Here is an 11,056-nt window from a genome sequence, read left to right on the forward strand (position 1 = left end):
GCGCCGGGCTCGTCGGCGGTCTTGCCGGGGATCGGGAAGAACCCGAGCTTGCCCTCCAGCGCCGGGTTGGCCTTGGTGATCAGGCCCGCCGCGCCGGGCACCGCGATCAGCTGCGCGACGTCACCCCTCGCGAAGACGTCGGTCTGCTGCGGCTTGGCCTCGTCGGAGTCCTTCGGTCCCTGGCCGAGCGCCTGGAGGGACCTGTAGAAGTCCACGGCCGCCGCGCCTGCGGGCGTGCCGAGGCCGCCCTTCCACCGGTCACCGTCCTTGACGGCGAGGTCGCCGCCCTCGTCCCAGAGGAACCCGGAGAGCACGTACCAGTTCTGGCCGGGCAGGTAGATGCCCTGGGTCGTGCCCTGGTTGAGCTTCGCCGTGGTGTCGAGCCACTCGGCGCGGGTCTTCGGCGGCGCGGTGATCCCGGCCGCGGCGAACAGGTCCTTGTTGTAGATGACCACGCGGTTCGCGGCGTAGTAGGGGATGCCGTACTGCTTGCCGTCCACCGCGCCGGGATCGCGCAGGCCGGGGATCCAGTCCCCGCCGCCCAGCTCGTCGACCTTGTCGGTCAGGTCGACCACGCCGCCGCTGGCCGCGTACTGCGCGACCTGGGTGTTGCCGACCTCGATCACGTCGGGGGCGTCGTTGCTCGCCAGCGCGCTGACGACCTTCTGGCCGATGCCGCCCCACTCCTGGATCTGGACGTTCAGCTTGATGCCCGAGTTCTCGGCCTCGAAGTCGCTGGTGAAGCGCTGGAGGAAGTCTGGGGTGACGCTGTCCTTCATGAGCCAGACGTCCAGCGTCACGGGGCCGTCCGAGGAGGCCGTGGGCGTGGACGAACCGCAGGCGGCGGTGGCGAACGCCAGCGCGAGAGCGGCGGCGATCAGGCGGGGGCTCTTCATCAGTCACCTCGTGGCGCGATGTTGACCATTGGTAAGACCAAATCTGCTGCCACAGAAGGTGGCATAGACCAATCTCTCGGTCAAGCATCGAGAGCAACATGATGTTTCCGCAGACCAGCAACCGTTCAGATGATCTACCGAACGGCGGTTGACACTTCGGCCGGACAAAGAAAAACGGCCAACTGGTCAGTTTTAACCTGACCAGTTGGCCGCTTCGGGCTGTGTCGCGTCAGTCCAGTGAGGCGACGAACCGGGAGACCGCGTCCGGGGTGAGCTTCTGCGCGAGCCGACCACCGGGTGCGAGCGAGGCGAGCTGGTAGAGCGGCCGGTCGGCCGCCGCCATGCCCTGCGCCTCGGCCCGCAGCTGGGCGACGAGCAGCTGGGAGAACACCAGCCCGTTCGGGTCGCCCCGGCCCGCCAGCACGTCCGCCAGCCTGCGCAGCGGGAACACGCCCTGCTCCCGTCCGCCGGTGCCCGCGTAGATCGCCAGCGCCAGGTTGATCGCCTTGCCGCCGCCGCGCACGAACAGCCCCACCGTGCGGGTGCCGCGGACGTCCGTGACGAGCAGGTCCAGCTCGGCGGCCGTCCGCAGGTCGACCGACCGCGTGCCGAACGCCCGCACCGACAGCACCTGGCCCTGGAGCCAGACCCGGCGGCGGGCTTCGCTCCACGCCAGCATCAGCAGCGGCAGGGCGACGATCGCCAGGGCGATCAGACCGGGCCCGCGGCCCGCGATCAGGCCCAGGACACCACCGATGAACCCCGCCACCATGACCGCGCCGATGGCGACCATGCGCGCCCGCTTGCGGACCGTCGCCGGGTCGAGGAGGTCCAGCGGGATCCGCTCGGCGTCGTCGGTCACCGGCCCAGCGCTTCCCGCACGGAGATCACCACGTCGGCCAGCGGCACCGCGCGCTGGTCACCGGTGGCGAGTTCCTTGAGCTGCACGACACCCGCCTCGATGTCCCGCTCGCCGAGCACGAGGGCGAACCGGGCGCCGGACTTGTCCGCCGCCTTCATCGCGCCCTTCATGCCCCGGCCGCCGTAGGCGAGGTCGAACCGCACCCCCGCCGCGCGCAGCTCGCCGGACAGCCCGACCAGCCGCGACTTGGCGGCCTCGCCGAGCGGCACGCCGTAGACGTCGCAGCGGGTCAGGTCGCCGGGCGTGATGCCCTCGGCCTGGCACGCCAGCAGCGTCCGGTCGACGCCGAGCCCGAAGCCCACGCCGGACAGCGGCTGCCCGCCGAGCTGTTCCATCAGCCCGTCGTAGCGACCGCCGCCACCGATGCCGGACTGCGAGCCCAGGCCGTCGTGCACGAACTCGAACGTGGTCTTCGTGTAGTAGTCGAGGCCGCGCACCATCCGCGGGTTCTCGGTGAACTTCACGCCCAGGTCGTTCAGGTAACCCTTGACCGCCTCGTAGTGCTCGCGCGTCTCCGCGGCGAGGTGGTCGAGCATCAGCGGCGCGTCGTCCATCAGCGCGCGCACCTCGGGGCGCTTGTCGTCCAGCACCCGCAACGGGTTCAGCCGCGCGCGCTCGCGGGTCGCCTCGTCCAGCGGCAGCGTGGCCAGGAACTCCTGGAGCTTCTCCCGGTACCGGGGGCGGTCCGTGCCGTCACCGAGCGAGGTGATGTCCAGGCGGTAGCCGGTGAGCCCGAGCGAGCGGAACCCGGCGTCGGCGATGGCGATCACCTCGGCGTCCAGCGCCGGGTCGTCGACGCCGATCGCCTCGACGCCGACCTGCTGGAGCTGCCGGTAACGACCGGCCTGCGGGCGCTCGTAGCGGAAGAACGGCCCGGCGTACTGGAGCTTCGCGGGCAGCTGGCCGCGGTCGAGACCGTGTTCGATCACGGCCCGCATGACCCCGGCCGTGCCCTCGGGGCGCAGCGTCACGGACCGGTCGCCGCGGTCGGCGAAGGAGTACATCTCCTTGCTCACGACGTCCGTGGACTCGCCGACGCCGCGGGCGAACAGCGCCGTCTCCTCGAAGACCGGCAGCTCGACGTAGCCGTAGCCCGCCAGGCGCGCGGGCTCGGTCAGCGCCTCGCGGACCGCCAGGAACGAGGCGGACGTCGGCGGGAAGTAGTCGGGGACACCCTTGGGTGCCGAAAAAGCAGTCACGTCACAGTCCTCGGTGCGGTGCGGCCGGCGCGGAGTCGCCCAGTTGCGTCAGGTACGGGTTGCTCACGCGCTCGCGGCCGATGGTGGTCGTCGGTCCGTGGCCGGGCAGGACCACCGTGTCGTCCGCCAACGTCAACACCTTGCGGCGCAACGACGTCAGCATGCTCCGGTGGTCCCCGCCCGGCAGGTCGGTGCGACCGATCGAGCCCGCGAAGAGGGTGTCGCCGGACAGCACCAGCCGTCCGCCCTCCTCGGTGCCCGCTCGGAACATCACCGACCCGCTCGTATGGCCCGGCGAGTGGTCGACGGTCATCCGCAGCCCGGCGAGGTCCAGTTCGGCGCCGTCGGAGAGTTCGCGCACCTGCTTCGGCTCGCGCATCTCCAGCTTCCCGCCGAAGAACGCGGCCGTCTCGGCGCTGATGCCCTTCAGCGGGTCCGACAGCATCTCCTGGTCGTCCGGGTGGATCCAGGCGGGGATGTCGTGGCCGTCGCACACCGGGGCGACGGAGAACGAGTGGTCGAAGTGACCGTGGGTCAGCAGCACGGCGACCGGCGACAGCCGGTGCTCACGCAGCGCCTTCTCCAGCGGCTCGACGGCGTCCTGGCCGGGGTCGACGACGACGCACGCCTCGCCCTCGCCGGTGGCCAGCAGGTAGCAGTTGGCCTGCAGGGCGCCGGTCGGGAACCCGATCACCAGCACGGCGGCACCTCTCGACGGCAACGGATTGGCAACGGAACGCGGTGTAACCGCTGCACCAGCCTAGCCGGCACACACCAGCCATATACGTGCCCCCTAGACTGCCCAAGTTGTCGGCTTTGCCGACGTGCTGTATCCACCCACGAAGCACGAGATCCCTGGGGAGGGAGCAGGTGCCGAACAACGAGCAGCGCCGCGAACAAGCAAAGCGGAAGCTGGAGCGTCAGCTCGTCAACCGACAGCAACGAGCGAAGCGCCGCAGGCTTACCGCGCTGGTAGCGACGACCTTGACCGTGATCGTGGTCGCGGGCGGCGTCTACTTCCTCGCGACGCACGACTGGAGCGACGGCGACGCCGAGGCCTCCCCCGGCGAGAGCAGCTCGGCGCCGAAGCCCGTCGAGATCCCCACGGAGATCAAGGCCCTGCCGAAGCGCCCCACCCCGCTGGCCGACCCGGTCGCCTGCGAGTACCGCCCGTCCAAGGAGCCCGGTGCCAAGGAGGGCATCAAGGCCCCCGAGGCAGGCGGCATCGCCTCCACCGGCACGCAGACCGTGACGATCAAGGCCAACATCGGCGAGCTGAAGCTGACGCTGGACAAGTCGCTGGCCCCCTGCACGGTGAACAGCTTCGTCAACCTGGTCGCCCAGAAGTACTACGACGGCTCCGGCTGCCACCGCATCGGCACCGAGGGCCTCCAGATGCTCCAGTGCGGCGACCCGACCGGCACCGGTTCGGGCGGCCCCGGCTACGCGTTCGACAACGAGGTGTGGCCCGAGCTGACCTACGGCCGTTCGTACCTGGCCATGGCGAACGCGGGCGCGGACCCGGAGACGCAGAAGGGGACCAACGGCAGCCAGTTCTTCATCGTCTACGGCGATGCGCAGCTGTCCCCCGACTACACCGTGTTCGGCAGCATCGACGAGGCGGGCCTGAAGCTGATCGACGAGGTCGCGAGGGCGGGCCACGACGGAGCCTTCGACCCGTCGCCCGGCGGCGGCAAGCCGAACAAGGAAGTCAAGTTCGAGACGGTCACCGTCGGCTAGACAGCACCGCTCACGCACAAGGGCCCCGGCACACCGTGCCGGGGCCCTTCGCGTCTTCCCCTGGGTACTCCTCGGGACCCGTGGCCATCCTGTCGAACCGCGCTATCGCGCCGCTGACGCCCGGTCGATCTCCGCCATGTGCGTCTCGGCCCACTCCCGCAGCGCGGCGAGCGGCACCTCCAGCGACAGCCCCAGCTCGGTCAGCCGGTAGTGGACCCGCACCGGCACGGCCGGCTCCACCCGCCGCGCGACCAGCCCGTCGGCCACCAGGCTCTGGAGCGTCACGGACAGCATCTTCTGCGAGATCCCCGGTATGCGCCGCCGCAGGTCGGCGAACCGCACCTCGTCCGGCGCGGCCTCGGCCAGCACCTTGACCGCCATCGACGTCCACTTGGACCCGATCCGGTCCAGCAGCCGCCGCGTGGGGCACGCGGGGCTGAACAGGTCTCCACGGGTCACCTGGACCTCACCACCTGACGCGGAAGTGCCGTCTTGGCACGGCCAACGGGATTACCTAGCTTCACCAGGTAACCAATGGTAACCGCGAAGGAGCCGGGATGACCGACATCAGCGTGACCGAGGTGGCCGCGAACGGCATCGAGATCACCGTGGCCACGGCGGGGGCGGGACCGGCGATCCTGCTGCTGCACGGCTTCCCGCACACCTGGCGAGTCTGGGAGGACGTCATCCCGGCGTTGGCCGACGGCCGACGCGTGATCGCCCCGGACCTCCGGGGGTTGGGCGGCACCACCAGGGCGACGAACGGCTACGACGCGGACACCCTGGCCCAGGACGCGGCTGCCCTGCTGGACGCGCTCGGCGAGAAGACCGCGACCGTCGTGGGCATCGACGCGGGCGCACCACCGGCGTTCCTCCTGGCGGTGCGGCACCCGGAGCGGGTCGACCGCCTGGTGCTCATGGAGTCGCTGCTGGGCGGCCTGCCGGGCGCGGAAGCCTTCACCCCACCGTGGTGGTTCGGCTTCCACCAGGTCCCCGGCCTGGCCGAACAGGTGCTGACCGGCCACGAAGCCGAGTACCTCGGGTTCTTCCTCACCGCGGGCACCCAGGGCCGAGGCGTGCCACCGGACATCGAGGCGGCGTTCGTCGACGCCTACACCGGCCGTGAGTCCCTGCGCTGCGCCTTCGAGCACTACCGCGCCATGCCCACGACCGCCGAGCAGATCCGCGACGCCGTGGAGCACGGCAGGCTCACCACACCGACGCTGACGATCGGCGCCCACCCGGTCGGGGCGGCGCTGGAACGGCAGCTGCGCCCGGTCGCCGACGACCTGACCGGCCACGTGATCGCCGACTGCGGGCACATCATCCCGCTGGACCGACCGGACGCGCTGCTGCCGCTGCTCGCGGACTTCCTCAGCTGGCCGACGTCACCCGGTACACGTCGTACACGCCCTCGACGCTGCGCACAGCCTTGAGCACGTGCCCGAGGTGCTTCGGATCGCCCATCTCGAAGGAGAACCGGCTGACCGCCACCCGGTCCCGCGACGTGGTCACCGAGGCCGACAGGATGTTGACCTTCTCGTCGGCCAGCACCTTCGTCACGTCCGACAGCAACCGGTGCCGGTCGAGCGCCTCCACCTGGATCGCCACCAGGAACACCGACGACGCCGACGGCGCCCACTCGACGTCCAGCAACCGCTCCGGCGAGGCCAGCAGCTCGTCGGCGTTCGTGCAGTCGGTCCGGTGGACCGAGACGCCGCCGCCGCGGGTCACGAACCCGAGGATGTCGTCCCCCGGCACCGGCGTGCAGCACCGGGCCAGCTTCACCCAGACGTCGGTGGCGTCCTTGACGACGACACCGGCGTCACCGGTGACCCGCCGCCGGGTGACGGTGGACGGCGTGGACCGCTCCGCCAGCTCCTCCTCGGCGTGGTCGACCCCGCCGAGCTGGGCCACCAGCCGCTGGACGACGTGCCGCCCGGACGTGTGCCCCTCGCCGACCGCGGCGTACAGGGCGCTCACGTCGGGGTAGTGCAGCTCCTTGGCCAGCGCGCCCATCGAGTCGGCCGACACCAGCCGCTGAAGGGGCAGCCCGACGCGTCGGACCTCCTTCGCGATGGCGTCCTTGCCGACCTCGATGGCCTCTTCCTTGCGCTCCTTCGCGAACCACTGCTTGATCTTCGCCTTGGCGCGGGGGGAGGCGACGAACGACAGCCAGTCGCGGGACGGGCCCGCTCCTTCGGCCTTCGAGGTGAAGATCTCGACGACCTCACCGTTCTCCAGCTTCCGCTCCAGCGCGACCAGCCGCCCGTTCACGCGGGCGCCGATGCACCGGTGGCCCACCTCGGTGTGCACCGAGTAGGCGAAGTCCACGGGCGTGGACCCGGCCGGGAGCGTCTCCACGTCGCCCTTGGGCGTGAACACGAAGATCTCCCGCGCGGCCAGGTCGAAGCGCAGCGACTCCAGGAACTCGCCGGGGTCGGCGGCCTCCCGCTGCCAGTCGAGGAGCTGGCGCATCCACGCCATCTCGTCGACCTCGACGCCCTTGCCGTTGTGCGTCCCGCGCGTCTCCTTGTACCGCCAGTGCGCCGCGATGCCGTACTCGGCGGTGCGGTGCATGTCGTACGTGCGGATCTGCACTTCCAGCGGCTTGCCGTCCGGGCCGATCACGGTCGTGTGCAGCGACTGGTAGACGCCGAACCTCGGCTGGGCGATGTAGTCCTTGAACCGGCCGGGCATCGGCTGCCACAGCGCGTGCACCACGCCCATGGCGGCGTAGCAGTCGCGCACCTCGTCCACCTGGATGCGCACGCCCACCAGGTCGTGGATGTCGTCGAAGTCGCGACCCCGGACGATCATCTTCTGGTGGATCGAGTAGTAGTGCTTCGGCCGACCCTCGACCTTCGCGGTGATCCGCGAGCCTTCGAGCTGACCCGTCAGCTCGGTGATGACCCCGCCGAGGTACGTGTCGCGCGACGGCGCCCGGTTGGCCACCAGCCGCACGATCTCGTCGTACTTCTTCGGCTGGAGGATCGCGAACGCGAGGTCCTCCAGCTCCCACTTCACGGTCGCCATGCCGAGGCGGTGCGCGAGCGGGGCGAGGACCTCCAGGGTCTCCCGCGCCTTGCGCGCCTGCTTCTCCGGCGGCAGGAACCGCATCGTGCGCATGTTGTGCAGCCGGTCGGCCAGCTTGATGACCAGCACGCGGGGGTCCTTGGCCATGGCGATGACCATCTTGCGGATGGTCTCGGCCTCGGCCGCCGCGCCCAGCTTCACCTTGTCGAGCTTCGTGACGCCGTCGACGAGCCGGGCCACCTCGTCGCCGAAGTCCTCGCGGAGGGCTTCGAGCGAGTAGTCGGTGTCCTCGACCGTGTCGTGCAGGAGGGCGGCCACCAGCGTGGTGGTGTCCATGCCCAGCTCGCCCAGGATCGTCGCCACGGCGAGCGGGTGGGTGATGTACGGGTCGCCGGACTTGCGGCGCTGGGGCCGGTGCTTCTCCTCCGCCACGTCGTACGCGCTCTGGAGGAGGGCCAGGTCGGCCTTCGGGTGCAGGTCGCGGTGGACGGCGGCGAGGGGTTCCAGCACCTGCTTCACGGGCGCCGCCCGCTGAGCGGTGATGCGCCGCGCGAGTCGCGCGCGCACGCGCCTGGTGGCTGACGGCGGCCGTGCGGGCACGGGCTGCGTCGTCGCCGCGGGTTCGGTGTCCTGGCTCAACCACGCTCCTCAGGGGCTAGGACCCGAGGATAGCCCCGCGCGCCGGGAAAATCGGCGCGCGGGGCGACGAGCGGGGTACTTCACACGGCGAGCAGCGCGCTGACGTTCCGCCCGGCTAGTCGGGAACGACCGTCCAGGGCCGTGATCTCCAGGACCACGGAGATGCCCGTCACGATCGCCCCCGCGCGCTCCACGAGTGTGCAAGCGGCCTCGGCGGTGCCCCCGGTGGCGAGCACGTCGTCCACGATCACGACACGCTGACCAGGCAGGATGGCGCCCGCGGGCAGTTCCAGCTCCGCCGTTCCGTACTCCAGGTCGTACGACACCCGGTGGGCCACGGCGGGCAGCTTGCCCGGCTTGCGCAACGGCACGACGCCGTAGCGCCAGCCGTACCCGAGCGGGGCTCCGAGCAGGAACCCGCGCGACTCGATCGCGGCGACGACCTGCGTGTCCGGGTCGATCTTGTCCTGCAACCCGTCCACCACGGCGCGCAGGGCGTCCGGGTCGGCGAGCACCGGCGTGAGGTCCCGGAAGACGACCCCCGGACGGGGGAAGTCCGGGACCTCACGCAGGAGTTTCAGCGCGTTGTCGAGCTTCAACGCTGCTTCTTGCCGGTCGGGCGGCCACGACGGAGGTCGCTGGCCTTCGGCGTGCGGGACGGCACCCCGGCCGCCGCCGCGTACGCCTTCTCCTTGCGCAGCTCGGCGTCCAGGACCGACTCGTCGCTGGACTCGATGCCCTCGGGGGCCTCACCGGTCGACTGCCCGGCGGCGGCCTTCTTCGCCAGGCTCTCGCGGCGGGCGAGGACCCGCTGGGCCTGCGCCTTGTACTTCGGGTCGCGCATCTTCAGGTCGACGGCCGCGGGGGTCGCGATGTAGATGGACGACAGGGCGCCGATGAAGATGCCCGTGAGCTGCACGAGCGCCAGGTCCTGGAGCGTGCCGACGCCGAGCAGGCCGACGCCGATCACGAGCAGGCCGAGCACGGGCAGCAGGGCGATCAGCGAGGTGTTGATCGACCGCATCAGGGTCTGGTTGACCGCCAGGTTGGCCGCCTCGGCGTACGTGCGCCGGGTCAGGCCCAGGATGCCCCTGGTGTTCTCCTTGACCTTGTCGAACACGACCACCGTGTCGTAGAGCGAGAAGCCCAGGATGGTCAGCAGACCGATCACCGTCGCGGGCGAGACCTCGAACCCGGCGAGCGAGTACACGCCCGCCGTGATGATCACGTCGTGGAACACGGCGATGAGCGCCGCGATGGCCATCGACAGCTCGAAGTACAGCGCCAGGAAGATCGCCACCGCCACCAGGAACACCAGCAGCGCGATCAGGGCCTTGGTCGTGATCTCACCGCCCCAGGAGGCGCTGACGGCGCTGTCGCTGATCGACTGGATGCCGCCCGTCGGCTTCAGGTCGTCGTTCAGCGCGGTCTTCAGCTTGGCGACCTGCTCCGTGTTCAGCGTCTCGGTGCGGATCTGGATCGTCGCCGTGCCGCCGGTGCCCACGCTCTGCACCGCGGTGGCGTCCTCGCCGAGGGCCTTGCTGAAGCTCTCCTTGACGGCCTCGACCTGGATGTCGCCCTGCGAGCTCGCGGCGGGCATCTGGATCTTGGTGCCGCCGACGAAGTCGATGCCCAGGTTGAACTGCTTGATCCCGATCGACCCGACGCAGATCAGCAGGATGATCCCGAAGATCACGTACCAGCGCTTGCGCTTGCCGATGATGTCGAACGCGCCGGTGCCCACGTAGAGGCGGTGGAAGACTCCGTTGCCCTTGACCTTCGCCACGTCAGGCCTCCTTCACGGCGGTGGTCTTCGAGCCCGCGTGAGCGCGCTGGTCGACACCGGCTTGCTGCGCCCCGCCGAGGCCGGACACCTTCGGGTTGGACAGGAACTTGGACTTCGACGCGAGGGCCACCAGCGGGTGCGTGACCAGGAAGACGACCACGAGGTCGAGCACCGTCGACATGCCGAGCGTGAACGCGAAGCCCTTCACCTGGCCGACGGCGATCACGTACAGGATCGCCGAGGCCAGGAAGCTGACCGCGTCGGCGGAGAGGATCGTCCGCCGCGAGCGGATCCAGGCGCGCGGCACGGCCGACCGGAACGACCGGCCCTCCCGCACCTCGTCCTTCAACCGTTCGAAGAAGACCACGAACGAGTCCGCCGTGATGCCGATCGACACGATGAAGCCCGCGATGCCCGCCAGGTCCAGGGTGAACCCGATCCAGCGGCCCAGCAGCACCAGGACGGCGTAGACGATGCCACCGGAGAGGAGCAGCGACAGGATCGTCAGCACGCCGAGCAGGCGATAGTAGAAGAGGCAGTAGAGGAACACCAGGCCGAGGCCGATGCCACCGGCGAGGAGACCGGCCTGGAGCGAGGCGAGGCCCAGGGTCGCGGACACCGTCTCGGCCTCGGAGGCCTCGAACGACAGCGGCAGCGAGCCGTACTTCAGCACGTTGGCGAGCTGGTCGGCCTCCTTCTGCGTGAAGGTGCCGCTGATCTGGGTGCTGCCGCCGAGGATCGGCTCGTTGATGTTCGGCGCCGAGATCACCGTGTTGTCGACGATGATCGCGAAAGGCTTGCCCGAATTCTCCCGCGTCACGTTGGCGAAGCGGCGCGA

At 70.3% G+C, this 11,056-nt stretch carries 11 protein-coding genes; 2 read left to right on the plus strand and 9 right to left on the minus strand.

The features are described 5' to 3' along the window. The 4 genes from AC156L_RS28940 to AC156L_RS28955 form a co-directional block, all read right to left on the minus strand. On the minus strand, nt 1–896 hold an 896-nt coding region (locus AC156L_RS28940), incomplete at its 3' end, for an extracellular solute-binding protein (protein ID WP_484407436.1). A 229-nt stretch (nt 897–1,125) separates the two neighbouring features. Next, nucleotides 1,126–1,758 carry a hypothetical protein gene (locus AC156L_RS28945; RefSeq protein WP_330882606.1) on the minus strand — a complete coding sequence of 211 codons (633 nt, stop codon included), beginning with the start codon at nt 1,756–1,758 and terminating at the stop codon, nt 1,126–1,128. Then, nucleotides 1,755–3,017, minus strand: coding sequence for a histidine--tRNA ligase (hisS, locus tag AC156L_RS28950; RefSeq protein ID WP_330882608.1), 1,263 nt, complete (start codon nt 3,015–3,017; stop codon nt 1,755–1,757). Before hisS ends, AC156L_RS28945 begins: the two co-directional genes overlap by 4 nt. A 1-nt stretch (nt 3,018) precedes the next feature. Further along, nucleotides 3,019–3,717 carry an MBL fold metallo-hydrolase gene (locus AC156L_RS28955; protein WP_330882610.1) on the minus strand — a complete coding sequence of 233 codons (699 nt, stop codon included), beginning with the start codon at nt 3,715–3,717 and terminating at the stop codon, nt 3,019–3,021. 170 nt (nt 3,718–3,887) lie between these two features. Between AC156L_RS28955 and AC156L_RS28960 the strand changes: the two genes are divergently transcribed. Further along, on the plus strand, nt 3,888–4,757 hold the full coding sequence (locus AC156L_RS28960; RefSeq protein ID WP_330882612.1) for a peptidylprolyl isomerase: 870 nt from the start codon (nt 3,888–3,890) through the stop codon (nt 4,755–4,757). Between the two features lie 102 nt (nt 4,758–4,859). Here AC156L_RS28960 and AC156L_RS28965 read toward each other — a convergent pair whose 3' ends face one another. Then, nucleotides 4,860–5,216 carry a winged helix-turn-helix transcriptional regulator gene (locus AC156L_RS28965; protein WP_330882614.1) on the minus strand — a complete coding sequence of 119 codons (357 nt, stop codon included), beginning with the start codon at nt 5,214–5,216 and terminating at the stop codon, nt 4,860–4,862. A 98-nt stretch (nt 5,217–5,314) separates the two neighbouring features. Between AC156L_RS28965 and AC156L_RS28970 the strand changes: the two genes are divergently transcribed. Then, nucleotides 5,315–6,193: an alpha/beta fold hydrolase gene (locus AC156L_RS28970; RefSeq protein WP_330882616.1), complete on the plus strand. Its 879-nt coding sequence runs from the start codon at nt 5,315–5,317 to the stop codon at nt 6,191–6,193. Here the strand turns inward: AC156L_RS28970 and AC156L_RS28975 are convergent. The 4 genes from AC156L_RS28975 to secD all read right to left on the minus strand — a co-directional run. After that, nucleotides 6,132–8,432 carry a RelA/SpoT family protein gene (locus tag AC156L_RS28975; RefSeq protein WP_330882618.1) on the minus strand — a complete coding sequence of 767 codons (2,301 nt, stop codon included), beginning with the start codon at nt 8,430–8,432 and terminating at the stop codon, nt 6,132–6,134. The genes AC156L_RS28970 and AC156L_RS28975 overlap by 62 nt on opposite strands. Nucleotides 8,433–8,512: 80 nt before the next feature. Then, nucleotides 8,513–9,031 (minus strand): adenine phosphoribosyltransferase, encoded by a 519-nt coding sequence (locus AC156L_RS28980; RefSeq protein ID WP_330882620.1) that lies wholly within the window; start codon nt 9,029–9,031, stop codon nt 8,513–8,515. Continuing rightward, nucleotides 9,028–10,218: a protein translocase subunit SecF gene (gene secF, locus AC156L_RS28985; RefSeq protein ID WP_330882622.1), complete on the minus strand. Its 1,191-nt coding sequence runs from the start codon at nt 10,216–10,218 to the stop codon at nt 9,028–9,030. Before secF ends, AC156L_RS28980 begins: the two co-directional genes overlap by 4 nt. A 1-nt stretch (nt 10,219) precedes the next feature. After that, a partial coding sequence (secD, locus tag AC156L_RS28990; protein ID WP_484407439.1) for a protein translocase subunit SecD occupies nt 10,220–11,056 on the minus strand: 837 nt, incomplete at its 5' end.

It is taken from the genome of Umezawaea sp. (assembly GCF_057122925.1).